General features: G+C 67.8%; 22 protein-coding genes, 1 tRNA gene and 1 pseudogene. 2 read left to right on the forward strand and 22 right to left on the reverse strand.

Features of this window, described 5'->3' with window-relative positions; translation table 11 throughout:
* Window positions 1-61: 61 nt before the first annotated feature.
* From MSB02_RS04140 to MSB02_RS04220, 17 genes and pseudogenes are all read right to left on the reverse strand, one after another.
* Window positions 62-1,045 carry an Lrp/AsnC family transcriptional regulator gene (locus MSB02_RS04140; protein ID WP_267193938.1) on the reverse strand — a complete coding sequence of 328 codons (984 nt, stop codon included), beginning with the start codon at window positions 1,043-1,045 and terminating at the stop codon, window positions 62-64.
* A gap of 38 nt (window positions 1,046-1,083) precedes the next feature.
* Entirely contained in the window at window positions 1,084-2,493 is a 1,410-nt protein-coding gene (locus MSB02_RS04145) for a radical SAM/SPASM domain-containing protein (protein WP_267193939.1), read from the reverse strand.
* Complete coding sequence (gene hemB / locus MSB02_RS04150) at window positions 2,494-3,477, reverse strand: porphobilinogen synthase (protein ID WP_267193940.1); 984 nt, start codon at window positions 3,475-3,477, stop codon at window positions 2,494-2,496. It abuts the gene before it with no gap.
* Window positions 3,478-3,517: 40 nt separating this feature from the next.
* Window positions 3,518-3,799, reverse strand: coding sequence for a hypothetical protein (locus tag MSB02_RS04155; RefSeq protein WP_267193941.1), 282 nt, complete (start codon window positions 3,797-3,799; stop codon window positions 3,518-3,520).
* A gap of 84 nt (window positions 3,800-3,883) precedes the next feature.
* A tRNA-Ala gene (locus MSB02_RS04160) sits at window positions 3,884-3,959 on the reverse strand.
* Window positions 3,960-4,068: 109 nt separating this feature from the next.
* A complete protein-coding gene (locus MSB02_RS04165; RefSeq protein WP_267193942.1) occupies window positions 4,069-4,830 on the reverse strand; it encodes a uroporphyrinogen-III synthase in 762 nt (253 codons plus the stop codon).
* A gap of 18 nt (window positions 4,831-4,848) precedes the next feature.
* A complete protein-coding gene (gene hemC / locus MSB02_RS04170) occupies window positions 4,849-5,811 on the reverse strand; it encodes a hydroxymethylbilane synthase (RefSeq protein ID WP_267193943.1) in 963 nt (320 codons plus the stop codon).
* A 91-nt stretch (window positions 5,812-5,902) separates the two neighbouring features.
* A pseudogene (hemA, locus tag MSB02_RS04175) lies at window positions 5,903-7,171 on the reverse strand (glutamyl-tRNA reductase); the annotation flags it as partial.
* 213 nt (window positions 7,172-7,384) lie between these two features.
* Window positions 7,385-8,227, reverse strand: a complete 843-nt coding sequence (locus MSB02_RS04180; protein WP_267193944.1) for an SDR family oxidoreductase — start codon at window positions 8,225-8,227, stop codon at window positions 7,385-7,387.
* Window positions 8,228-8,237: 10 nt separating this feature from the next.
* Window positions 8,238-9,083, reverse strand: a complete 846-nt coding sequence (locus MSB02_RS04185; RefSeq protein WP_267193945.1) for a cytochrome C assembly family protein — start codon at window positions 9,081-9,083, stop codon at window positions 8,238-8,240.
* A gap of 34 nt (window positions 9,084-9,117) precedes the next feature.
* Entirely contained in the window at window positions 9,118-9,306 is a 189-nt protein-coding gene (locus MSB02_RS04190) for a hypothetical protein (RefSeq protein ID WP_267193946.1), read from the reverse strand.
* A 5-nt stretch (window positions 9,307-9,311) separates the two neighbouring features.
* The gene (gene ccsA / locus MSB02_RS04195; protein WP_267193947.1) at window positions 9,312-10,241 is read right to left on the reverse strand and encodes a cytochrome c biogenesis protein CcsA; all 930 of its coding nucleotides are present in this window, start codon (window positions 10,239-10,241) and stop codon (window positions 9,312-9,314) included.
* A gap of 36 nt (window positions 10,242-10,277) precedes the next feature.
* The gene (locus tag MSB02_RS04200; RefSeq protein ID WP_267193948.1) at window positions 10,278-10,982 is read right to left on the reverse strand and encodes a heme exporter protein CcmB; all 705 of its coding nucleotides are present in this window, start codon (window positions 10,980-10,982) and stop codon (window positions 10,278-10,280) included.
* A complete protein-coding gene (locus tag MSB02_RS04205; protein WP_267193949.1) occupies window positions 10,983-11,714 on the reverse strand; it encodes an ABC transporter ATP-binding protein in 732 nt (243 codons plus the stop codon).
* 10 nt (window positions 11,715-11,724) lie between these two features.
* A complete protein-coding gene (locus MSB02_RS04210) occupies window positions 11,725-13,803 on the reverse strand; it encodes a heme lyase CcmF/NrfE family subunit (RefSeq protein ID WP_267193950.1) in 2,079 nt (692 codons plus the stop codon).
* 37 nt (window positions 13,804-13,840) lie between these two features.
* A complete protein-coding gene (locus MSB02_RS04215; protein ID WP_267193951.1) occupies window positions 13,841-14,524 on the reverse strand; it encodes a cytochrome c maturation protein CcmE domain-containing protein in 684 nt (227 codons plus the stop codon).
* Between the two features lie 219 nt (window positions 14,525-14,743).
* Window positions 14,744-15,508, reverse strand: coding sequence for a type III pantothenate kinase (locus MSB02_RS04220; protein WP_267193952.1), 765 nt, complete (start codon window positions 15,506-15,508; stop codon window positions 14,744-14,746).
* Between the two features lie 140 nt (window positions 15,509-15,648).
* Between MSB02_RS04220 and MSB02_RS04225 the strand changes: the two genes are divergently transcribed.
* Both MSB02_RS04225 and MSB02_RS04230 read left to right on the forward strand, forming a co-directional pair.
* Window positions 15,649-16,350 carry a response regulator transcription factor gene (locus MSB02_RS04225; RefSeq protein WP_267193953.1) on the forward strand — a complete coding sequence of 234 codons (702 nt, stop codon included), beginning with the start codon at window positions 15,649-15,651 and terminating at the stop codon, window positions 16,348-16,350.
* A 12-nt stretch (window positions 16,351-16,362) separates the two neighbouring features.
* Window positions 16,363-17,799 (forward strand): sensor histidine kinase, encoded by a 1,437-nt coding sequence (locus MSB02_RS04230; protein WP_267193954.1) that lies wholly within the window; start codon window positions 16,363-16,365, stop codon window positions 17,797-17,799.
* A 3-nt stretch (window positions 17,800-17,802) separates the two neighbouring features.
* Here MSB02_RS04230 and MSB02_RS04235 read toward each other — a convergent pair whose 3' ends face one another.
* The 5 genes from MSB02_RS04235 to MSB02_RS04255 form a co-directional block, all read right to left on the reverse strand.
* Window positions 17,803-20,520 (reverse strand): AAA family ATPase, encoded by a 2,718-nt coding sequence (locus tag MSB02_RS04235; protein ID WP_267193955.1) that lies wholly within the window; start codon window positions 20,518-20,520, stop codon window positions 17,803-17,805.
* Window positions 20,517-21,773, reverse strand: a complete 1,257-nt coding sequence (locus tag MSB02_RS04240) for a metallophosphoesterase family protein (protein ID WP_267193956.1) — start codon at window positions 21,771-21,773, stop codon at window positions 20,517-20,519. Before MSB02_RS04240 ends, MSB02_RS04235 begins: the two co-directional genes overlap by 4 nt.
* An 81-nt stretch (window positions 21,774-21,854) precedes the next feature.
* On the reverse strand, window positions 21,855-23,456 hold the full coding sequence (locus tag MSB02_RS04245) for a biotin--[acetyl-CoA-carboxylase] ligase (protein WP_267193957.1): 1,602 nt from the start codon (window positions 23,454-23,456) through the stop codon (window positions 21,855-21,857).
* Window positions 23,437-24,156 carry a DedA family protein gene (locus MSB02_RS04250; protein WP_267193958.1) on the reverse strand — a complete coding sequence of 240 codons (720 nt, stop codon included), beginning with the start codon at window positions 24,154-24,156 and terminating at the stop codon, window positions 23,437-23,439. Before MSB02_RS04250 ends, MSB02_RS04245 begins: the two co-directional genes overlap by 20 nt.
* Window positions 24,156-24,596 carry a hypothetical protein gene (locus MSB02_RS04255; RefSeq protein ID WP_267193959.1) on the reverse strand — a complete coding sequence of 147 codons (441 nt, stop codon included), beginning with the start codon at window positions 24,594-24,596 and terminating at the stop codon, window positions 24,156-24,158. Before MSB02_RS04255 ends, MSB02_RS04250 begins: the two co-directional genes overlap by 1 nt.
* Window positions 24,597-24,616 lie beyond the last annotated feature (20 nt).

Here is a 24,616-nt window from a genome sequence, read left to right on the forward strand (position 1 = left end):
GCAGGCGCGGTCCGTGCGCCGAGGACAGCGAGCGAGAGGCCTACGGCATCGGCTCCGCGAGTCAGTCCCCTTCGGAGAAGAACCGCATCGACGCGCGCTTCAGCTCCCGCAACGGATACGCGATCCGGGGCGCGTCCAGGTTGGCGGCGCTGCGGATACGCTGGACGGTGCGGTCGAGAGCGGTCCGGTCGGGCGTCTCCACGATCGCCACGATCGCCCTGCCGCTACCGGGCACCCTGCGGTCGAAGCAGTGCAGGACTTCCGGGAAGGCGGAGATGAGCGCTCCTGCCTCACCGGCGTCGTGCGGGTTCACCCACACGGTGAGCGCTATGCGCCAGGGCTCCGTGCGCTCACGAACGGTGGCCGAGAATCCCCGGACCACCCCGGCGTTCACGAGCTCCTGCACATCCCGCAGGACCTGCTGCTCGTCAGCGTCGTAGCCGCAATCGGCGAGCGTGGCAGCCATCCGCGAGAACGGACGCTCCACCAGCGGCAGGTCGCCCTGGAGAAGACGCACCAACGCCCGGTGGTCGTCGTCGAGCGGCTCGACCGGCGGCACGTCAAGCCGCTCGGGCTCCGGGGCGCCGTCGGCGTCGAACGACGCCGTCACGCGATACTCCTCGCTCCGGAGTACCCGGAAGCGGTCGGCGGCGCCCAACCGCGCCGCCAGTTCGCTCTCGGCGATCTCCAGCCGCGCGGCCGACGGCGCGGAGAGCACGAACCAGAGCCGGTAGCGATCGTCCATCTCGAACGCATGCGTCACGTTCGGCACGTCGGCCAACAGCGAGATCACGTCATCGACCCGCTCCTCGGATACTGCGACGGCACACAGGCTCGCCTTGTAGCCGAGCGCAGCCGGCGCCAGCGTAGCGCCCACGCGCCGTATCGCGCGCGCATCGCGCATCGACCTGATGACGGCGAGCACCTCTTCGCCGGTCATCCCGATGCGTGCGCCCAGATCCGCGAACGGACGGAGCGTGACGGGAAACCCGTCCCCGAGCACGGCTCGGAGTTGCCGGGCTTCTGTGTCCAGCTGGTGATGCATGAGAACCTCCGGGGCCGACATGCGACCCGTGTACGTCCTTACTGTGCAGGTGTGGAGCCATCCTCGCCAGCATCCGGATCCCAGCCGGGCGGCTCGTAGATGCAGTACGGCTCTGACGCGAGGTAGTCGCCGGTGACCTCGAGGGCCCGGGCGCGGCATCCGCCGCAGACGGCCTTGTACTCGCACGCGCCGCACTTGCCCTTGAGTAGCGAGTAATCCCGGAGCTCGTTGAAGACCTTCGACTCGGTCCAGATCTGCGAGAACGGCTGCTCTTTCACGTTGCCGAGCTGCATGTCGAAGTAGCCGCATGGCTGGATGTCGCCCACGTGGCTGATGAAGCAGAACGTGATGCCGCCGAGGCAACCGCGGGTCATCGCGTCGAGACCGTACTCCTCGCGGGTGACCTTCTTGCCCTCGGCCTTGGCAAGCTGCCGGATGATCCGGTAGTAGTGCGGCGAATCGGTGGGCTTGAAGTGGAGCGGGCTCGTCTTCTGTCGGTGGTACGCCCAGGTGAGCACGCGCTCGTACTCCTCGGGCGGAAGCTCCTTGTCGAGCATGTCGCTCCCCCGACCCGTGGGCACCAGCATGAAGATGTGGAACGCGTCGATGCCGAGCTCCTCGGCGAGATCGTGAACGTCGGCCACCTTGGTGTGGTTGAGCGTCGTGACCGTCATGTTGATCTGCACGCCCACGCCGTGCGCCTTGGCCATCTTGATGCCGCGTATGGACGCGTCGAACGCCCCCGGCTCGCCGCGGAACGCGTCATGCTCCTCGGCCGTGGGGAAGTCGATGGAGACCGAGATACGCGGGATCCTGTGCTCGGCCATCTTGGCCGCGATGTCCTCGGTGATGAGCGTGGCGTTGGTGCCGATGACCGGCATCGCGCCCTTCTCGTGCAGGTAGTCCACGATCTCCCAGATGTCGGGCCGCATCAGCGGCTCGCCGCCGGTGAGGATCACGATCGGGTTGGAGATCGTGACGATGTCGTCGATCGTCGCCTTGATCTCGTCCAGCGACAGCTCGCCCTCGTATGCCCCGAACTCCGCCGCCGCGCGGCAGTGTGCGCAGCTCAGGTTGCAGCTGCGCGTGATCTCCCAGGCGATGATGCGCGGCGCCTTGATGCCCGTGCGCTCCTCGTACGCGAGCGCCTGCGGACCGCCGCCGGGCCTGAAGCCCACCGAGCGCGCGCCGCCGTGGCGCTGGCGGTCCATGGGGATCCCCGCAGGGTGCCCGCCGGGGTGCCGCGCCGGGGAGGCCGGGAAGTCCGACGAAGCCTCTGCAGCCGCCGAAGGCGGCGAAGCCAGCGAGGAGGGCTTTCCGGCCTCCTCGGCAGAGGCCGTCAGCGGGATGCCCACACCCACCTCGCCGCACCCGGCGCCGGCATCGGCAAGCGTCTGCTCCAACTCGATATCAGCTCGCGTATCCGCATTGCCTACGTTCTCCGCCATCTACTCGCCTTCCTTCAGCCACCGCGCCGCGTCCTTGGCGTGGTACGTGATGATCATGTCGGCACCGGCCCTCCGCATGCTGGTGAGCGTCTCGAGCACGACGCGCTTCTCATCGATCCAGCCGTTGCGCGCGGCGGCCTTCACCATCGCGTACTCGCCGCTCACGTTGTACGCGCAGGTGGGATAGCCGAACTCGTCCTTCACCCGACGCACCACGTCGAGGTATGCGAGCGCCGGCTTCACCATCACGATGTCGGCACCCTCGGCGATGTCGAGCGCCGTCTCACGGAGCGCCTCATCGCCATTGGCGGGATCCATCTGGTACGCACGGCGGTCGCCGAACGACGGGGCGCTGTCGGCCGCATCGCGGAACGGGCCGTAGTAGCCGCTCGAGTACTTGGCCGAGTAGGCCATGATCGGCACGTTCTCGAAGCCCTCGGCATCGAGCGCCGCGCGGATCGCGCCCACACGGCCGTCCATCATGTCGCTGGGCGCCACCATGTCGGCGCCGGCCTCGGCATGGCTCACCGCGGCCTGTGCGAGCATCTCGAGCGTCACGTCGTTCAGAACGCAGCCCTGGTCGTCGAGGATGCCGCAGTGGCCGTGGCTCGTGTACTCGCACATGCACACGTCGGTGATCACGGTGAACCCGGGGTCGTGCGCCTTGATCGTGCGGATCGCCTGCTGCACGATCCCCTCTTCGGCATAGGCGCCGCTGCCGGCCTCGTCCTTCGTATCGGGGATCCCGAACAGGATGACCGCCGGGATGCCGAGAGCCTTCAGCTCGTCGACCTCGGCGGGCAACTGGTCGAGGGAGACGTTGAACACGCCGGGCATCGACGAGACCTCGCGGCGAACGCCGGAGCCGAACTCCACGAAGATCGGATAGATCAGATCGTTCGCGTCCAATGACGTCTCACGCACCATCGCGCGCAGCGTCTCCGTGCGGCGCATGCGTCGTGGGCGATAGATTGGGAACTCCATTCTCTGCCTCCTTGATCTGCTGATCGTGTTCGCGGTGGCGCTACTCGGCGCCTGTGGGCTCTTCGTCCGCGGCGGCCTGCGGTTCGCCCTGCTTCGGCGAGCCCTGACGGACGGCGGCCATGAACTCAGCCTGCAGGCTGTCGCGGACGATGTCCTCGGCCGAACGACTCTCGCCGGTCATGTGCTTCACGTAGTCGGAGTAGCGGCGCACCGCCACTACCGCTGCACCGGCGAGGACGACCCAGAACGCCATCTGCACGAACACGTACATCATCTGTCCGTACTGCGCGAACCAACCTACGAAGCCCGTTGCGGTGGTCACGTGCGATCACTTCCTCCCGCTTGGAAACCCTGTCCTAAACGACCGGGGCGCCGCATGATCGCGGACGCCCCGGCATGGTATGTCTGGTGGAGATGAGCGGGCTCGAACCGCCGACCTCCGCGTTGCGAACGCGGCGCTCTCCCAGCTGAGCTACATCCCCATCTTCTGCGGCCGACCCCATCGGGGCCGAACGCAGATGTATACAATGCCGAGCCATGCTCGCTTTGTCAATCGCACCGCCGCACTCTTCGCGGCGGCGCGTCACGCTCTCACCCGTAGTACTCCTCCAGCGCCGCCACGAGCGCCGGTGTGGTGTACTCGGCAGGCTCCACGTCCACGCGCAGCCCTACCGAGCGCGCCTCTCTCGCGGCGATCGGGCCGATGACCGCTACCACGAGATCGGACAGGTCGAGTCCTGCGGTGAGCTCGAGGAACCCTCTTACCGTGGACGGAGACGTGAACGTCACCGCGTCGGCCTCCCCTGCGCGTAGCCGCTCGAGCACCGCCGGGTCGCCCGGGCCGGTCACCGTCTGGTAGGCCGGCACCACGTCCACCCGCACGCCGCGCTCGCGCAGCCCGTCGGGCAACACCTCGCGAGCTTCGAGCGCCCGAGGAAGCAGCACCCGAGTGCCCTCTCCCACCCCGCGTTCGCACAGCCCCTCGAGCACGCCTTCACCCACATGCTTGGCCGGCACGAAGTCGGCGACCACACCGTGGCGCTGGAGCGCACGCGCCGTTGCCGGGCCCACCGCCGCCACGCGCACGCCGTACAGATGCCGCGCGTCCTTGTCGGCAAGCGCCATGCGGGAGAAGAAGCGCCCAACCGCGTTTCTCGAGGTGAACACGACCCAGGAGTACACGTCCAGACCCTTGATCGCCGTATCCAAGGGACCCACATCGGGCGGTTCGACGATCTGGATCGACGGGAACACGAGCGGCTCGGCGCCGGCAGCCTCGAGCAGGGCCCCGAGCGTACCCGCCTGCTCGCGTGCCCGCGTGACCACCACGCGCTTTCCCGTCAGTGCGCCCATGGTCTCACCGGCCTCCGGTCACGTGCCGAGGAGCGAGTCGAGCGAGCCGTCGGGAGCCACTTCGCGGATCTCGGCGAGTATCTCATCCGCGCCGAGCGACCGCAGGACCTCCACCATCGCCTCGCCGAGCGCCTCCGGCTCGCCCGCGTCGCCGCACATCTGGTGCCGGATGATGCGCTCGCCGTCCACCGAGCCCACCATCGCGTCCATCGTGAGGGTGCCCTCTTCGTAGCGCGCGTACGCGCCGATCGGGACCTGGCATCCGCCCTCGAGCTTGCGCATGACCACCCGCTCGGCAGTGACGCACTCCATGGTCTCCGGATGGCCGATGCGCTCCAGCGCATGGAGCATGAACTCGTCGTCCTCGCGGATCTCGATGCCGATGGCGCCCTGGCCCACGGCCGGCACCATCTGGGTGACCGGCACGTAGCTTGTGATGCGGTCTCCCCAACCCATGCGCGTGATGCCCGCTGCGGCGAGTATCACCGCATCCACCACGCCGTCCTCGGCCTTGCGCATCCGGGTGTCGAGATTGCCGCGCACATCCACGATCTCCAGGTCGGGCCGGAGGTGCACCACCTGCGAGCGGCGGCGCAGGCTCGAGGTGCCGAGTTTCGCCCCCTGCGGCAGCGTGGTGACGTCATAGCCCGCGCCCGAGACGATCACGTCGCGCGGGTCCACCCGCTCCGGCATGGCCGCGATGACGCACCCGTCGGGCAGCTCGGTGGGCACGTCCTTCATGGAATGCACGCACAGGTCCACGGTGCCAGCCAGCAGTTCGACCTCGAGCTCCTTGGTGAAGAGACCCTTGCCGCCGACTTTCGCAAGCGGCACGTCGAGGATCTTGTCGCCCGTGGTCTTGATGACCTTCAGGCTCACCGGAAGCCCGGTGACCTCCTCAAGCTTCGCCTTGATGTACTCCGACTGCCACAGCGCGAGTTTGCTCCCGCGCGTGCCGATGACCAGCTTTCTACGCTCCACAGTCGCCGATACCCTCCCCTGTCTCTTTCTGCTTCTCTACGATCTCGCGCGCACGAAGGTTGAGCAGGTTGCGGAATGCGCCGGGACCATGCTTGTCTTCAGAATCCTCCAGCCCGTACAACATCCGGGCCGCCTCCACGTACATGTAGCCGTCCTTATCCGACGACACCTTCTTGAGCCGGGCCGTGGGCCCGTGGAGCATCTTGTTCACGATCGCGCACGTGAGCGCCTCCACGGTCTTGCGCTCCTTGTCGGTGAGGTCCAGCCTCTTGAGCGCCTTCTCGAGCTCCATCTTCCGGATGACCTCGGCCTTGGCCCGGATCGCCGTGACCGTGGGCACGACCTCCATCGACTCCACCCAGGTGAAGAACGCCGCCATCTCCTCGTCGATGATGGCTTCGGCGCGCCGCGCCTCGGCCATGCGCTCTTCGAGGTTCGCTTCCACCACGCCGGAGAGGTCGTCGATGTCGTACAGGAAGACGTTGGGGAGGTCGTTCACCGCAGGGTCGATGTCCCGCGGCACCGCGATGTCGATCAGGAACAGCGGTTGCGCGCGATGTTTCGCCGAGGGTGCAAGAGCCGCTTTGGTGATCACGTGATCGGTGGCCGCCGTGGACGAGATCACGATGTCCGCGTCATGCATGCTGTCGTAGAACTGCTCGAACGGCACGGCCGTGCCGCAGAAGCGCGATGCCATGTCCTGCGCCCGCTCGAACGTGCGGTTGGCCACCAGCACGCCGGTCACGCCGTTGGACACCAGATGCCGCACCGTGAGCTCGCTCATCTCGCCGGCGCCGAGCACCAGCACCGTGCGACCGTCGAGCGTGTCGAACACCTTCTTGGCGAGCTCGACCGCCGCATAGCTGATCGACACGGCCGATTCACCGATCGCGGTCTCCGTGCGTACCCGCTTGCCCACTTCGAAGCTCTGACGGAACAGCTTGTTGAGCACCCTGGCGGTGGCTCCGGCCCCGAGCGCGTGCTCGTAGGCGGACTTGGCCTGGCCGAGGATCTGGGCCTCGCCCACAACCATCGAATCAAGCGACGCCACGACCCTGAACAGGTGGCGCACCACGGCCTCACCGGTCTCGATGTAGAGGTAGCGCGCAAGCTCGTGGCGGTCGGCGTCGCAGTGGTCGGCGAGGAAGTCGATGACCGAGTCGACCCCGATGTCGGTGTCCGACGCCACCGCGTAGACCTCCGTGCGGTTGCAGGTGGACAGGATCACCGCCTCGCGGATCTCCTCGATGCCCGTGAGCGTCGCGAGCGAGCTCTCCTGCGCGTCGGCAGGGAAGGTGAGCCGCTCCCTCACGACGACGGGCGCTGTCTTGTGGCTGAGGCCAACGAGTACGAAGTGCATCAGGAGCGGATCGCCTCCATTGACGGACTGTGGGCGGATGGTCTCGTGCGCTGTGCGCACGTTCGTGGGCTGGGACGCCCCCGCCGGTGCGGTGCGTTGTTGTTCAGGCAAGCAGGCCCGGCGGGGGCGATGTGGTGAACCGTACGCACCACCTGCGCATGCCTGAACGTGATCCGGGTAGTGCAGACTGCGGGCGCCATCGGGCGTGTCTGGCTAGTGCGCTGCATCGGAGCGCACCCCCTCACGCCTCGCTGCGGCGACCTTGCCGTCGAAGAGCCGGTAGAAGAGCTCCGGCCAGACGCCCTCGATGCGGTAGAGAAGCCGATTCGACATCCCGTGAAGCACAAGGAACCTGCCGCGCTCGATGTCGCGCACGAACTGCCGGGCGACCTCCGACGGGTCGATGGTCTTGGCGATCCCGTTGATGGCGGCCGTCTCGCGGGGCTCCGTGGCCACCTCCCGCGCGTAGCCAGGAGTGTCCATGTTGGGTGGGCACAGCAGCGTGACTCCCACGCCGTGCGGCCTGAGCTCGCTCCGTAGCACCTCGGCCAGTCCGGTCACGCCGAACTTTGCCGCGCTATACGCCGAGTAGCCGTACACGCCCACCAACCCGCCCATCGACGACACCAGCCCGATGTGGCCGCTCCCCCGCTCGATCATCGACGGTACGACGGCCTTGGCCGCGTACACGCTGCCGAGCAGGTTCACATCCAGGTGTCGCTGGAACTCCTCGACGGGGGTCTCGACGAACCTCCGGGGCTCGCAGAAGCCGGCGCACGCGGCCAGCACGTCGACCGGACCCAGTTCGGCGGTCACACGGCCCACGACATCGTCGACAGCGGAGCGGTCCGAGACGTCGCACGCATACGACAGCACGCGCTGGGAGCCGGTGGCGCACCGGGCGCTCACCGCCTCGCGGGCGGCCTCCAGGCGAACCTCGTCGCGCGCCACCAACGCCACGTGAGCGCCGGCGGCGGCCACGAACTCCGCGGTCGCAAGACCAAGCCCGCTGGAGGCGCCGGTCACAAGGACGTTCTTGTCAGCCCAGTACGACACTATCCTCCCGTCACAGCCCGAACACGTGGAAGCCGGCCGGGATCGTGCGAGCCACCACGGCGAGAACGACGACGAGCACGAAGCCCGCGAGCAGGAGATACGCGCCGCGCCGGCCCTGCCATCCATGGCGCCAGCGGAGGACGAGGTAGGCGGCGAACACGAGCCACACGAGCCCCGAGAGGACCACACGGATGTCGGCCCACCACAGGCTCACATCGGTCTCGATCGCCCGCAGGACGCCGAGTATCAGGCCCGCCGAGTACAGGGGGAACGCCCACAGGACGGAGCGCCAGGCAACGCGCTCGGTCTGGGCGAGCGAGGGCAGACGGCTGAACAGCTTCGTGGCCTTGCGCGCCTTGAGTTGCCGCTCCATCAGCACGTACATCAGAGAGGCGGCGGCGCCGATCGCATATCCGGCGTTGGCGAACGAGATGAGGGCGACGTGGATCCCGACCCGCCAGTTGTCGAGCAACACCGCCTGCTCGGGCGTCACGTCGGCAAGCACGCCCCTGCTCACGCCGAGCACCTGCGCGATGAGCATCATCACCAGCGCGGCAGGCACCAGGAGCGCCCCGTACGTCTTCACCTTCATCAGATGCTCGACCAGGAAGTAGACGAGCACCAGCGCCCATGCCATCAGCACGAGCACGTTGGCGCCGGTGAGCTCCGTGCCATCGGTGGCCGACGAACGAAGTCCGATGGATGCGGTGTGCAGAAGGAAGCCCGCGCCCGTTGCGAAGGTCGCGTACCACGACAGCACGGCACGTCTGGTGACCACCTGATAACCGTAGAGCACGGTCGCGGCCACATAGAACGCCATTGCCAGCCAGAATGCGACGAACGCTACCTCGAGCACGGTGCCTCCTCAGTGATGCGCGGTGCCGGTGCCATCACTCGTTGCCGGAACGACGGGCCACTGCGGCCTCAAGCACCTCGAGCTGCCGCGAGAGGGCGCCGAGGCGCTTGAGCGCCATGCCCACGTACACGACCATCCCCGCCCACAGAAGGGCGTAGGCGCCGGCCACGAGCGGCCACTGGGTCAGAACGAGCGAGTAGACCTCTTCGAGCGTGGGATTCACAGCGATCACCTCTCCAGCAGGGTCTTGGCCTGTTCGATACGGTCACGCAGCTGCACTTCACCCATCCGCAGCTGGTAGATGGCGTAACCGAGCGCGATCATCCCGATCTGGGCGACGATGAACGAGATCAGCATCGGCCCCTCGAGCCCGCCGCGTTCGATGACGGGATGGTTCGACGGGATCAGCCGGGTGATGAAGAACGAGATCGGCACGTCGATGAACGCCAGGATCGAGAACACCGCCCCGTACACCGCCCGGCGCTCCTCATCCTCGACCGAGTTGCGCAGCACGAAGTACGCGACCACGAGCAACGTGAGGATGAAGTAGGTGGTGAGCCGCGGCTCCCAGTCCCACCACACGCCCCATGCCGCCTTGGTCCACAGGATGCCGGTGGCCATCGTGAGGCCCACGAACACCAACGTGACCTCCATCGAGACACGCCCCTTGGTGTCGTACTCGCGGTTCCGTGTCATGAGGAACCGGACCGCGTAGAACGCGGCGAAGGCGAACACGATGAACGAGATCTCGGCCACCGGGACGTGGAAGTAGAAGATCTTCTGACCCCAATCGGGACGGCCGTACTCCGAGCCGAAGACCGTGGCCGTCTCGAATGTGGCAGCGACGACCGTGACCGTCCCCGAGTCTGTATCCAGCGTCAGGGAGTCTTCGTCGGCGGAGGTGAGCTCGCCCCTGAACGTCTGGCCGCCGTCCCCCACCACTTCGACGCGATATCCCACGTAGTTGCCGAGGTACCTCGCTTCGTCGATCGTCTGCTCGAACGGCCCCTTGTACCGGACCGAATCAACCTGCTCGGCCGTTCTCACGAAGCCGAAATCGGGCACACCGGCCCAGAAGAACGCGCCAAGGAACGCGCCGAGGGTCAGCACGCCTCCAAGCACGAGCGCGATCATCGCTCTCGTCGTGAGGGACTTCACGGTATGGTCAGCCTCCTATCGAAGACGCGCCGACGCTCATGCGCCGACGATGAACTCATACAGACCGTACGATGCGAGGAGCATGATCACGTCGTATCCTACGACCCACCCCATGCCGGTCCAGAACACCCCCACACCCTCGGCCCCGCCCACGATCGCGCCTCCGGTGGCGATGACCGCCCCGAGCAGCAGCGGATACATCAACGGGATGAACAGCATCGCGAGAACGAAGTCCTTGCCCGATGTGTTGACCGACATCGTGGCCAGGAGCGTACCCACGCCGGAGATGCCCACCGAACCCGCCAGCAGGATCAGTGGCAGCAAGGCGAGCGAGGACGCATCCATCTGCTCACCCTGCAGGAACAGGAAGCCGAACACCGGCAGCGTCAGCAGTTCGACCGCCAGCAGGAAGATGAGGTTGCCGCCTGCCTTGGCGAAGAAGATCACCGGGCGGTCCACGGGCGAGAGCAGGAGCGCCTCGAGGCACCCCTGATCCTTCTCGTGGACCAGTGAGCGGTTGAGTCCGAGCATCGATGTGAAGATGAAGGCGAGCCAGAGCAGTCCGGCGGCGATGTCACGCGGATCGAAGCTCGAGCCCGCCTGCGACAGCGCCACGAAGTAGACGACCATCGTGAGCAGGGCGTAGAGGCCCATCGACATGATCATCTCCTTGGTGCGGAGCTCCATGACGATGTCCTTCCGGAGCATCGCCCGCAACTGCCGTCCGGAGAGTCCGGCCATCTACGAGACCCCCATTCCAACGGTGGAACGGTAGGTCTGCCGGAACGCGGCGTCATCGATGTCCTCGCGCCGTTCGAACATCACGACACGACCCTTCGCCAGGATCAGCGCGTGGCTGCAGAGCTCCAGGCCCTTGTCGAGGTCGTGACTGATCATGACGAACGTGTGGTTGCCGCGGATCTGCGCGATGAGACCGTCGAGGATGTCCATGGCGTGCGGGTCGAGGCCCGAGTACGGCTCGTCCAGGAAGAGCACCTCAGGCCGGTGGAGCAACGCGCGCGCGATCGAGAGACGCTGCAGCATGCCGCGCGAGAACGTCCGCGTGAGGTCGAGCTTGCGGTGGTCCAGCTCCACGGCCTCCAGGAGCTCGGCAACGCGCGCCTCCGGCTGTTCCACGCCGTACATGTCGGCGAAGAACAGCAGGTTCTCCTCGGCGGTAAGGTCCGGATACAGCAACGGGTTATGGCTGATCAGCCCGATGTGCGTGCGCAGTTCGACGGCATCGCTGACGACGTCCATCCCTAGGACCTGCGCCGTGCCGTTCGTCGGATTGAGCAGCGTGGTGAGCACCTTGATGAGCGTGGTCTTGCCGGCGCCGTTGGGGCCGAAGACCGAGAGGAAGGCGCGCTCCGGGAGGTCGAGGTCGACCCCGTCAAGCGCCTTGCGCACGCCAAAAGCCCGGGTGAGTCCCCGGACCTCCAGCGCGTTCTTCTGGTCATGAACCTCGCTCACACGACCACCCTCACGCCGCGAGACGGGACTTCTTGGGCCACGAGGCGATGCCGCTGCCGATGATCAGGATGGCGAAACCGGACCATACCCACCACTGCATCGGGAAGAACTTGATCGTCACCACAGCGCTGCCGGTGTCATCAACGCCCGAGAAGGAGATGAAGACGTCCTTGAACACCTCGCTCAGCAACGAGACGTGCTGCGTGCTCTGGTTCTGCTGCGCCAACTGCTGCGGGAAACGCAGCTGCGGACGCATCGTCTTGATCGCCCGGCCGTCCTTGCTCACGTCAAGGTTCACCGTGTAGACGGTGTCGCCCTGGGTGGCGCCCACCCGCACGTTCTCCTGCGTCTGGTCCAGGGAGACGAACGTGAACGTGTACCCCTCGGCCTCATACGTAGCGCCCGGCTGCTGAGGGATCTGCGCGTTGTGCGTGCGAACGAACATGGTGGAGCCCACGAGCCCGATCAGGATGATGCCCATGCCCAGGTGCGCCAGATAGCCGCCCGTCTGGGTGCGGGCCTTGGTGACGATCCATCCGAACGCCGCACCGAGCGACTCGCCCCTGGCGGCGGCACGCTTGCGCGCGCCATCGAAGAACAACCAAAGCGGAAGACCGATCGCATACCCTGCCACGATCACACCGCTGACGGCGAGGAAGTGGTGCCACCACTCGGCCGTGGCGCCCGTGGGCGTGAAGTACGGAAGCATCGCGAACACGTAGACGGCGAGGAAACCGACCGCGATCGGCGTACCCACGGCCAACGGGCCTTTCGCCTTCTCCCACAGCTTCTTCATGTCGCCGCCGCCCCACGCGAGGATCGGGCAGAGCGTCATGACGAGGATGTAGAAGATGCCCAGTGGACGAGCGAGCGCGTCGTAGGCCGGCGCCTTGATCGACTGGCCGCCGAGCGGCATCCACTCAGGGAACGCCGACGCCATGGTCATATACGCCACGAGCACGGCCGAGATCAGCATGAGCACGTTGTTGAAGTAGTACGAGCCCTCCTTGGACATGATCTGCTCGAACCCGTCGGCCTCGCTGCTGAGCCGGTTGCGCCGCATGATGACGCCGGCCGCCATGACCGCTATCGAGCCGATCATCATCAGCAGGAAGAGCCAGAACGAGAGCGGGTCCTCCTGGAACGCATGCACCGACTGCACGATGCCCGAGCGGGTGATGAAAGTCCCCAGGAGCACGAACACGAAGGTGAACGCCGCCATCATGAAGGTCCACATGCGGAAGCCTTCACGCCTGCGGTACACGGTCATCGAATGGATCAGGCCCACACCGGTCAGCCACGGCAGCAGGGAGGCGTTCTCCACCGGGTCCCAGGCCCAGTAGCCGCCGAATGCGAGCTCGTAGTACGCCCACACCGACCCCAGACCGATGCCGATGCCGAGCAGCAGCCAGGAGAAGACCGTGATGCGGTCGGTGAGCTTGACCCAGGTGGCCGACACGTCTCCCGTGAAGAGCGCCGCCAACCCGAATGCGAACGGGACGGTGAGGCCCGCGTAGCCGATGAAGAGCGTCGGCGGGTGCAGGACCATCGCCCATGTCTGGAGCAGCGGGTTCATCGCGGCGCTCGTGAGCAGTGCCCCGGTGGCCGGATCCACGAGGCCCGCGGGAGCCGCCTTGAAGGGGTTGTTGGTGTCGATGAACAGGGCCGCCAGGAAGAACAGCTGCACGAAGTTCACGATGGCAAGGCCGGTCGCGCCGAGCTTGCTGTCGTTCTTCATGAACTTGCCGGCAAGGAAAGCGCCGTAGATGGCGAGGATCCACTCCCAGAACAGGAGCGAGCCTTCCCGGCCCGCCCATACGCCGGAGAGACGGTACACCCACGCCCACGGCCCGGTGACCGTCGGATGGTTATAGATGACGTACTGGAGCGACCAGTTCTCCGAGAGGAACGCAGTGGCCAGCAGGATGATCGCCAGCGAGATGAACCCGAAGACACCGAAGGTCATGAGATGTCCCGCAGTGCGGGTGGCGCCTCCCTCACGGCTGCTGAATGCGTATGCGCCGATCGAAGCGATCGCCGAGACGCTGGCCAGGCCGAGCAGAAGGTTGCCGATGGTCCCGAGGTCCATGCATGAGCTCCGTTCTTGAGAGAGACGATCCTACGTTCTACTGAGCCGCCTGATCGAGCGCGACCTCCGTGCACTGGAAGATCCCATCCGCCTCGATCGAGCCGGTGATGACGGCCTTCGCGCCACCAACGAAATCGTCGGGCAGTCCGCCGCCCCACGCGACGGACAGCGGGTTGTTCGCCGCGGCGTCATCGGCGAGCTGGAAGCGCACCGCCGAGCCGGCCGGCGCGATCGAACCCTCCACCACGAAGCCGGTGACCTTGACGGTGACCCCCAGGAGCTCGTCCTGGCGGTTGATGGTGTCGTTCACCGTGAGCGCACCGGTAGCCGACTCGTACTTGGAGGGGCACTTGGTGACGAGGTACTTGGCGTCGATCGAGCCGTCGTCGGCGAGGACGCCTGTGACGGTGGCCGTCGTGCCGTCGCCGAACGAGCCCGGCACGACATCGTTCCAGACGATGCGCACGCGGCCCGCGTCTGGCTCTGCACTGTCCTCGATCTCGAAGACGAACGGCGAGGATCCGGAGACCCAGGATCCGGCCACCACCTCACCGGAGACCTCCACCTGCTTGCCTACCAGAGACTCGTTGGTGAGCGCCTCGGCGACCGATGCCTTCGTGGCCGTCCCGCCGCTGAAACCGGCGAACATGATGAGTGCACCCACGGCTACGAAGATCAGGATGGTCACGCCGATGAGACGCTGCTTGGCTCGCTTGTTCACTCAGCAATCACTCCCTGCCCGCCGCGCGGGCGCGCGGCGACACGATGATGGAGCGCGAGCGGGGCCGGAACCGGCCGCGTGGCGCACCGCGACTACCTTTACTTGCCTGAACGTTCGAATCGTACCACACGCGCGCTCGTGAGCCACTCACGAATGGAGAGCGGCGTCGAGCCCGCAGGGCTGCCATGAGCAATCCCTGTGCCGGGGGAAACGAACGGATCAGGAGTTGCGCTGCCAGACGAGCGCCAGGCCTCTGAGCGTGAGATCGGCGTCGACCTCGCCCACCGTCTCGCATAGCGGAGCGATCATGCCGGCGAGACCACCGGTGGCGACGACCGCGCACTCGCCCCCCATCTCATCCCACACACGGCGCACGAGTCCGTCGATCATGCTCGCGTGCCCCATGAGGAGCCCCGCCTGTACCGACTCGCGGGTGTTGCGGCCGATCGCCCGTGACGGCGGCTCGAGATCCACCGCCGAGAGCCGCGCCGCCCGTCGGAACAGCGCCTCGGCGCTCGTCTCGATCCCCGGCGCGATGGCGCCCCCGAGATAGGCACCCGACCCGTCCACCACATCGAAGGTGGTGGCGGTGCCGAGGTCGACCACGATGACCGGGGCCCCGAACCCGTCCACGGCTGCCACCGCGTTGACGATCCGGTCGGCGCCTATCTCGTGCGGATTCTCGTATGCGATGGGCATGCCGGTCTTCACGCCCGGCCCGATGACGAGGGGCGGCTTGCCCGTGGCGCGATGGGCGAGATCCTCGTACGCGATCGTCAGGGCCGGCACGACCGAGGAGATCACCACACGTTCGATACCGTCCCACTGCTGCCCGTCGAGCACGAACAGGCCGCCGATGTGCACCCTGATCTCGTCGGCGGTGAGCGTAGGGTCGGTCGAGACCCGCCAATGGCTCTCGATCCCCGAGGGACCGATCAGACCGAGGACGGTCTGGGTGTTGCCGATATCGACGGCGAGGATCATGGTCCATCCTTTCCCTGGCGGCGCCGGCGCGAGGAGCAGACCGGCGGAGCCGAAGCGTGACGACCCGGCAACAGCGTGGACGGCGCCCACGAAGCCCGGTGGTATCATCGCGTATGACCTCGATACCCGGAGGACGTACCGTGACAACGACACCAGCCCGGATCCTCGTCGTCGATGACGAAGAGTCGATCCTCCAGTTCGTATCCTACAACCTCCGCAAGGAGGGTTACGAAGTGACCGTGGCCGCCGATGGCGACACGGCCCTCGCGCTTGCGGCCGAGAACCCGTTCGACCTCATCGTGCTCGACATCATGTTGCCGGGCACCGATGGCTATGAGGTGTGTCGGCGACTCCGCGCTTCGAGCGATACTCCCGTGCTGTTCCTCTCGGCCCGGGACACCGAGCTCGACAAAGTGGTGGGGCTCGAGCTCGGCGGCGACGACTATCTCGCCAAGCCGTTCGGCGTACGGGAACTGATCGCCCGCGTGAAGGCCCTGCTGCGCAGGAGCGCCGGGCGTGCGAAAGAGGGTGCCGATGAGGCGCGCACGCTCAAGGCCGCGGGCATCAAGCTCGACGAGGGCTCGCACCTCGCCTATCACGGAGACACCGAGATCGACCTTACCCCGCGGGAGTTCGAGCTTCTGGCGTGCCTGATGCGGCACGCAGGCCGCGTCCTGTCGCGGGAGCAGCTCCTGAAAGAGGCGTGGGAGTGGCAGTACGTGGTGGAGACGAAGACGGTGGATACCCACATCAAGCGCCTCCGTGACAAGCTGGCCGCCGCCGGAGTGGACCCCGCCGTCGTGGAGACCGTGCGCGGCTACGGGTACCGTCTGGCAACGTAGCGGCGGATCGGTATGTCCATCCGCCGCCGCCTCATCGCAGCGTTCCTCGCGGTAGCACTGACGGTAGCGGCTGCGCTCTCCGTCTACTTCCTCACGGAGCTCGAGGACTACAGCCTCCGGAAGATGGAGGAGCGGCTCACCAGCGAGCAGATGCTGCTGTCGGCCACGGTGAGCGCACAGATGGCCGCCGCCGGCCGCAGCTCGCTCACCGATGGCCAGGCCGCCTCGCTCGGCGCGGTCCTAGAGTCGGTCGACCAGACGGCCGTCTCACGGGTGCGCATCCTCGACAGTGACGGCGTCTCGTTGGTGGACTCGGCCAACGAGGACGTGGGCGTGGGATATGCCGAGACCCCCGAGGTGGCTCGCGCCCTTGTGGGCGAGCGGTCATCGACGCAACGCGCGCTGCCTGACGGGAGGGTCGGGATCTCGGTGGCCGGCCCCATCGTCGTTGACGGACGGGTGACCGGAGCGGTCTACACATCGGGCGCCACCTTCTCCATCACCACGCTGCTGCGCGAGTACCGCACGGAGGTCGCGATCGTCGCCGCCGTGTTCGTGCTGGTCACGATCGTGCTCACTGAGACGCTCGCGCGATGGCTGTCCCGTCCTCTGCAGTCGCTCGCCCAGGGCGCTGTGGCGTTCGCCGACGGCGACCACTCAGTGCGCGTCCGGCCTACCGGCTCCGCCGAGATCCGCGCGCTCGCCGACGCGTTCAACGCGATGGCCGACGAAGTGCAGGCGGCGCTCCTTGAGCTTCGCGAGGAGGAGAGACGTAAGTCGCGTTTCGTGTCAGACGTGAGCCACGAGCTTCGAACACCGCTCACCGCCATCCGCGGGGCGGCGGAGACGCTCCTCGACGGCGACGTGCCGGAGGAGGACGCGCGTCAGTTCCTCTCCACCATCGCTCGTGAGTCGGAGCGGCTCACACGCCTGGCGAACGATCTCATCACGCTGCAGCGTATCGAGGGGGCCACGGGCGAGTTGCCGCTCTCGAAGATCGACCTGGAGGTCGTGGCCCGCCAGGCGATCGAGAGCCTTGCGCCCCTCACGGAAGCAAGGAACGTCCGGGTGGAGGTGACGGGCACCGCCGAACCCGTCCTGGGCGACCGCGACAGACTGCAGCAGGTGCTCGGCAACCTGCTCGACAACGCATCGCGCGTGACTCCCGAGGGCGGGACCATCGCGGTGGAGCTCGCCACGGAGGACGGCAGGTCGGTCATCCGCGTGATCGACGAAGGTCCGGGCATCGCCGAGAAGGACGCCGAGCGCATCTTCGACCGCTTCTACCGGGCGCAATCGAGCCGCGATCGCGGCTCCGGAGGAGCCGGCCTGGGACTCGCGATCGTAGCGGCGATCGTGTCATCGCATGGCGGCACGATTACAGCGGCCGCCCGTCCCGGGAAGGGCACGGTGTTCACGCTGAAGCTGCCCACGATACCGAAGGACTGACCGCTAGCCGATGCGGTCCAGCTCGATCACGGCGTGATCGCCCGCGACCTCGGAGAACACCGCGGCCGTCTCAGGATGGCACGTGAAGAACACGATCTGGCGTTGCTCCGCGAGCTGGGACACGGCCTCGGCGGCGCCTCGCCTACGCTCGGGATCGAAGTTCACCAGGACATCGTCCATCAGGACCGGCAGGGCGGCGCCCACGTCACCGAGACGGGCGATCAAGCCGAGACGGATGGCAAGGTAGAGTTGTTCGGCCGTGCCGCGCGAGAGCAGGTCGGAGGTGTGGGCGGCGGAGTGCGCGTCGAACGCCTCGATACGGCCGTCGTCGAGCGGCACGCTCAGGCTCGTGTATCGGCCATGCGTCATCGTTGCGAACAGACGACCGGCCTCCCGGACCACCTCGGGCTGCCGCTCGCGCTCGTACCGCTCCTGCGCCTCGGCAAGGATGCGCGCCGCACAAGCGCGGACGAGATACCGGTCCACGGCGTCGTGGATACGCTCCACCGTACCGGCCTCGGCGAGGTGAAGCTCCGCCCTCCGCTTCTCGCGAGCGGCCTTCTCGAGACGCCCCTCGAGCCCGCTGATCTCTGAGACGACCTGCTCAAGGGCCTGTGACGCCTCGCCCTCCTCCTGCCGGGCGGCCTCATGGAGAAGCCGCAGGTCATCGGCGCTCCCGCCCTCGGCAAGATCGAACCGCTCGAGTATCCCGCGAAGGTCTGCGGCGGCGTTCTCCGCGCGCTCCTGCTCTGCCGCGATACGGGCGTCCGCGTGACGCAGATCCCGTGAGAGGTCCTCCATGCGCGCCACCGCAGCACGCTCGGCCGCGATGCGCTCCCGCAGGCGGCTCGCCATCAGCGGGAGATCGTCGCGTCTGGGCTGCTTGGACACCGTCACGAACGGCGACACGGCGGCCGCGAACCGGCCGGTGAACTCGTCCGCGGCGGCCCTGCGCCGCTCCAGGTCCTCCCGGCGCTCCGCCGCAGCGGCCTCGGCGATCCGCGCCTCGCGTGCGTACCCGAGCACCGCCGCGACCGCGCCAGGCGTGAGGTCACCGTCGAGACCGCGGTCGGCGAGCCATGACGTCCAGAGCGCCATGCGGGTCTCAACCGCCCCTTCAGCCAGCTTCGCGTCCCGCGCCGCCTCTTCGCGTACCTCGGCGGCCCGCTCGACCGACTCCACCGTGCTCCGCGCCAACTCGAGCGAGCGGCGCATGCGCGCGAGATCGAGCGGTCCCGCGCTGGCATCCAGACCCAGGATCCGCAGGTAGCCTCGTGCGTCGTCACCGGGTGAACCGGTCGCGCCGGTCCGGGATCTGTACAGGAACCACGCACCGGCGAGAACGAGCACGACGCCGATGCCGACCGTGACCCATTCGCGCAGGTAGACACCCGTGGCCACTGCGGCCAGCCCCGAAACGAGCATCACCATCGACGGGAAGTCGAGGCCGTGCCCGGACGGCGCACGCACGGACGCATACAGCGTTTCGAGCGCATCGAGAGCAGAGAGCCGTTCCGCGATCGCGTCTTTCGCGTCGGGAGCCACGATGCCGAGCGGCCGCAGCGTCTTCTCAGCCGCCGCCGTTGCCTGTGCCAGCGCTTCTTCGGCCCGCCCGAGCGCCTCGGTGCGACTCTCGAGCTGCAACCGGAGCCTCTGCAGGTCTTCCCTCGCCTCTTCGATCTCTGTTGCGTCCAGATGCGCGCTGCCGAGCGCGTCGAGCGATTCACGCGAGAGACCGCTCCTGCGCGCGGCTTCCTCCGCCTGAGCGGCGGAACGGTCGACGATCGCCTCGGCTTCGACCAGCGACCTGATCGCCTCGATGTGCGCGGGGGCCTCCTCCAGGAGTGCCTCAAGATCGGGTATCGCGGCGCGCAGCGACTCGTCGATGTCGAGCGACCGCGACTCCTCGTCCAGACGTTTGCGCTCCTGACGGAGGTGCAGGAGCGCGTCTTCCTGCGCCTCGATCACCGCTCGCCGCTCCTCGGCACGCTCCACCGCAAGCGCGAACTCGGTCGACCGCGCCCGCGCCCGCTCCAGTCCCTCCCGGAGCTCCGGCAGCCTCGCGCTCAGCGCCGCAAGCGTCTGCTGCTCGCCGACGAGCTGCTCGGCCTCGGCCTTCGAGGAGCGCAGATCGGATCGCGTCGAGCGGACGTCGGCCAGCAGCAGGTTGAGCTCTCGCTTGCGGCCGGAGGTGACGTAGATGTCTCCGGCCTCCTTCTCGATGGCCGTTCGGACCTCGTGCGGGCTCACACGCAGCCCGGCGCTCGCCGCGTACAGTCGCGCCAACACGTCGTCGCCGGCAGCGCGCTGCTCCTCGATCGCGGCCATCTCATCCAGGCCGAAACCGAAGACGACCCGATAGGCCAGGGCGCTCACGCCCTCGGTGATGTCGCCGAGAAGACCGGGACGATCGTCGCCCCACAGCGTGTTCGTGTTAACCACGCCGCCGTGCGCGCCCTCGCCCCGCTCGATCACCCACGCACCGTCCGCGTCCTCCATCACGAGTCGCGCAAGCCGGCTGCCGCCGCCCGGGACGAAGTACCCGGGCTCCTTCATGGCCGCGGTGGGATATCCGAAGAGGACGTGGCGTACCAGCGAGGTGTACGTGGACTTGCCCGCCTCGTTGGGCCCCAGGACGACGGTCAGCCCGTCGCCCAGGTCGCCGAGCGTGGCGCCCGTGAGACGCCCGTATCGCACCGCCTCTATGCGCCGGAGCCTCATCGCCGCTCCTCCGCGAGCAGGCGGTCAAGCGCCAGGTCCCGGGCGCGCGAGATGATGTCCCGACTGTCGACCGGGGGCACGTCCCGTGCGTCGAGAGCGCCGAGCACCGGGCGCATCACGCCGTCAAGGCACGCTGCTGCCGCTTCCTCGTCCGCCAGCAGGGCGTCGGTGAGCCGGACCAGATCCGCCGCGAAGTCGGATCCCTCGCGTACGAGATCGAGGTCGAGCGCCGGACGCGTGCGGTCGGTCAGGCGATCGACCCACACCCACGGCTCGCGTTCGAGGCCCGCCGACCGTACATCGGCGAGCAGGTCGTCAAGGATGCCGCGGCGCGCGAGGGTGGCGTGTGTCTCCGAGCGCCCGTGAAGCTCCAGCCGCACGACTGCGGGGATGCCGTCCGCATCCTGAGTTGCCCCGTCCATCGCGGCGACGAGCGCTTCACGGAGATCGTCCACCGTGAGCAGGTCGTCGGCCGCGACTGACGCGGCGTCCCAGATCAGGCGAGCTGTGGACACCCTCTCGACTGCGGCTCCCGATCCGTCGAGCGTGACGACGAAGCACCCGCGAGGGCCGTGTTCTCCGGGATGCAGCCCCTGGGTGCAGCCGCTGTACACGATCGGAGGGTCTTCCAGGAGGACTTCGGGCTTGTGGATGTGCCCGAGCGCCCAGTAGTCCATCCGGGCCGCGCGGAGGTCGTCAAGCGAGCACGGTGCGTATGGCTCATGCCCCGGACGGCCGCCCACGTTCGTGTGGAGCACGCCCACCGCAAGCGCGTCATCGTCCTGCCGGGCGAACCCTAGCGCGAGATTGGCGGTCTCGGCAGCGGTGCGGAACGAGCGGCCGTATACCGAGCAGATCGGCTCGCCGTCGCGCTCCACCACCACGCGTTCGACCTCATCAGCCGGGAACACGTGTACGTTGGACGGCATCGCAAGCGCGGCAGAGCGCCCGCTCGCAGGATCGTGATTGCCCCGGGCGATGAAGACCCTGATCCCGGCTTCTTCCAGCCGCTCGCACGCGTCGCGGAACGCGAACTCCGTTCTGAGCGACCGCTCGGCGCTGTTGTACACGTCGCCTGCGAGCAGCAGGAAATCGACCTCGCGATCAAGACATGTGGCGACCACCGCGTCGAGCGCCCCGAGCGGCGCCGCCACCAGGTCCTCCCGGACGCGTGGATCGCTGGCGTCGATCCCCTTGAAGGGGGCATCGAGATGCAGGTCTGCGGCGTGTACGAACCGCACCGGACCGCTCACTCGCTCTCCCTCCCCGATCGTCAGGCCGACACGACTCCCATAGTAACGGCGTACCCTGACACGCGACAGACCGAGCTGTCGCTAGCCGGCACGGGAGACGCCGATCGGACGGTGCGATGCATCCCCGAGCCCGGCGGCCCGCACGCCGCGGGCGACCATAAGGGCCACGGCCGCCTTGAGGATGTCCGGAACCATGAACGGCGCGACCGCGACCGGGAACGCCTCGGCCATGGTGGTGCCGGTCACCGTGGCGAACCGCGACCACCCACAGATGTAGGTCACCGCGATCAGGACCGTCATGGCCAGCAGGTCGCCGGCCACGGCACGGGCGGGCATGGCGTGGGCCACGGCCCGGCGGATCGCGGCGCCCAACGGAGCGGACACGATGAACCCCGCGATGAACCCGCCCGTGGGGCCGAGCAGCACGCCCGCACCGGATGCACCACCCGAGAACACCGGCAGGCCGAACACACCCAGTGCCACGTAGACCGCCATCGCCGCGAAGGCCTCCACCGGCGGGAGGACGAGGGCGGCCACCGCCACCACGAGGACCTGCAACGTCACGGGGACCGGCCCGAGCGGAATGGTGATAAGCGCCCCCGCCGCTACGAGTGCGGCGACCAGCGCGGGTCGTATGAGTGCCGAGGTGCGACGGGGCGCCATGGATAGCCGATCGTCAATAGGCGTACATTGAGGGTTGACGATAGACGTCCGCCGCCGTGACCGCCAATCGCGGAGCGTGACCTCTCCCGATACGATCCGCCGCTGGCCATCCTGTGCGTGAAGGACGAGCGCCCCGTCGGGGCCGACTCCCGCCACCCTGCCCTCGGCCACCAGCGAGCCCATGTGGTCTTTCACGCGCACATCGCATCCGGTGAGCGATGATCGCGCCTCGTACTCCTCCAGGAGCGGCTCGAACCCGCGCGCCAGGAACTCGCGGTACGCCCCGGCGATCCCGTCGAGGACCGCCGCTGCCACGTCGGCGGAGCCGACCGCCGGCGCAACGTCCCGCACGCGCGTCGCGCCGGGATGCGGGACGTCCGCGACGTTGATGCCGCACCCGACCACCACCCACTCCACCCGGTCGCTCTCGGCGGCCATCTCGACGAGGATGCCGGCAAGCTTGCGCCCGCGGGATTCCACGTCGTTCGGCCACTTCAGCAGCACGTCCATGCCGAGCGTGCCGAGACCTCGCGCGAGACCCACCGCCGCGGCAAGCGGCAGCGCGCTGAGCGCCGATGGCGGCAGGGTGGGGCGCAGGACACACGACACGTACGCGCCGCCGCGGGGAGACTCCCACTGTCGCCCCATCCGTCCGCGACCCTGGGTCTGCGCTGCCGCCGCCACCACCGTCCCTTCGGCCGCGCCGGCACGCGCGAGCCGCTTGGCTTCGTCGTTGGTGGATCCGGTCACAGGGCCGCCGAGGCACGACACCCACAAGGCGTCCGCGAGCCGCGGCCACACTTCCTCCGGGATGCACAGATCGGGGGCGGAAAGCAGCCGGTACCCCACGCGCGGTGACGATGAGATCTCGTACCCGAGCCGCCGGAGCGCCTCCACATGGCTGTGGACGGCAGCGCGCGAGATACCCAACCCGGCGGCCACCGCCTCACCCGAGACGCCCGCCGTACCCGCCTGTGCGAGCGCTGCGGCCACTGCCACCCTACGGGACGTCGTGACCATGAGCCTCGCCATCGCCCGACGAGTCCGCACGGGCCTCGTCCGCCTCGTCCTTGGCGGCCCGCTCGGCTAGCAGATCCACCTTGCGCTCGATGTAGCGGTGGCGGCCCCAGAGCACGAGTCCCACCATCACGACGAGCAGGAGCAGCCCGAACCAGGTGATGTTGCGGGCCACGGCGATGGCGCGATCGAAGTTGTCGGCGAATATGCGGCCGAGCATGACCATCAACGTCGTGTACATCAGCGCGCCGATGAACGTGTACAGCTCGAAGATCCATACGCGCATACGCGACACGCCCGCGATCACCGGCACGAAGTTCTTGAAGCCGGCCGCGAAGCGGGAGATGAGGACCGTCTTGTTGCCGTGCTGCTCGAAGTACTCCTCGGCCGCTACTATGTGCTCCTGGTCGAAGAACTTCCCGCCCCACTTGATGAGCGCCGCGCGGCCCCCGCGCCGCCCGAACCAGTACGAGAGGTTGCTCCCGGTCAGAGTCCCCACCATCGAGGAGACCCCCACCAGCCAGGGGTTCAGATGCCCTCCGGCCGAGACGAACCCGGCCGCCATGACGACCGTCTCGCCCGGGGTGAACGAACCGATGACGAACAGGTTCTCGGACACGGTGAACGCGATGACGATGAGATGCCCCCAGACATCGAGGAGGCCGAGGAACCAGTCGAGAGGCGCGAAGCCGGTCTGGGGCATCAGGCGCTCCCCTCGGCGGTGGCGGCCCACGCCACCCACTGGTCGTATCGCGGGAACAGCAGCCACAGACCGACGAGAGTGACCACGAGCATGGCGTAGTAGTCCCACACCTGACGCGTCATGATCGAGAGCACTGCGCCTATCACCACGGGAGCGATCGCGTAGACGACGAGCTTCCACGACAGCGAGGCCATCGCGGCCACATCCAGGGGCGTGCTGGCAGTGTCACGCGTGCGGATGTTCCTGCCCACGACCACCGAGGCGACCGCCACCGAGATGAACAGGTACCGCATGGCCCCGCCCGCGGGCACCGGGTCGTCCCACCACGCGGCCGTTGATGCCGCTTGTACGAGCGCGGTGGTCGCAAGCGGCAGCGCCAGCGTCGGCGCGGCACGCCGCAGCCAGCGGACGTACCCTTCACGAAGGTCCGGCGAGGTCACTGGTCTCCCTACCCTGCGCA

The organism is Anaerosoma tenue (genome assembly GCF_023161965.1).
In the GTDB taxonomy this organism is placed as follows: Bacteria; Actinomycetota; Coriobacteriia; order Anaerosomatales; family Anaerosomataceae; genus Anaerosoma; species Anaerosoma tenue.

Excerpts from the sequence above, each read along its gene's own strand:
- MSB02_RS04140 (WP_267193938.1), bottom strand. The coding sequence starts at position 1,045 with ATGCATCACCAGCTGGACACAGAAGCCCGGCAACTCCGAGCCGTGCTC.
- MSB02_RS04145 (WP_267193939.1), bottom strand. The coding sequence starts at position 2,493 with ATGGCGGAGAACGTAGGCAATGCGGATACGCGAGCTGATATCGAGTTG.
- hemB (WP_267193940.1), bottom strand. The coding sequence starts at position 3,477 with ATGGAGTTCCCAATCTATCGCCCACGACGCATGCGCCGCACGGAGACG.
- MSB02_RS04165 (WP_267193942.1), bottom strand. The coding sequence starts at position 4,830 with ATGGGCGCACTGACGGGAAAGCGCGTGGTGGTCACGCGGGCACGCGAG.
- MSB02_RS04200 (WP_267193948.1), bottom strand. The coding sequence starts at position 10,982 with ATGGCCGGACTCTCCGGACGGCAGTTGCGGGCGATGCTCCGGAAGGAC.
- MSB02_RS04210 (WP_267193950.1), bottom strand. The coding sequence starts at position 13,803 with ATGGACCTCGGGACCATCGGCAACCTTCTGCTCGGCCTGGCCAGCGTC.
- MSB02_RS04220 (WP_267193952.1), bottom strand. The coding sequence starts at position 15,508 with ATGATCCTCGCCGTCGATATCGGCAACACCCAGACCGTCCTCGGTCTG.
- MSB02_RS04230 (WP_267193954.1), top strand. The coding sequence starts at position 16,363 with ATGTCCATCCGCCGCCGCCTCATCGCAGCGTTCCTCGCGGTAGCACTG.
- MSB02_RS04235 (WP_267193955.1), bottom strand. The coding sequence starts at position 20,520 with ATGAGGCTCCGGCGCATAGAGGCGGTGCGATACGGGCGTCTCACGGGC.
- MSB02_RS04245 (WP_267193957.1), bottom strand. The coding sequence starts at position 23,456 with ATGGTCACGACGTCCCGTAGGGTGGCAGTGGCCGCAGCGCTCGCACAG.
- MSB02_RS04250 (WP_267193958.1), bottom strand. The coding sequence starts at position 24,156 with ATGCCCCAGACCGGCTTCGCGCCTCTCGACTGGTTCCTCGGCCTCCTC.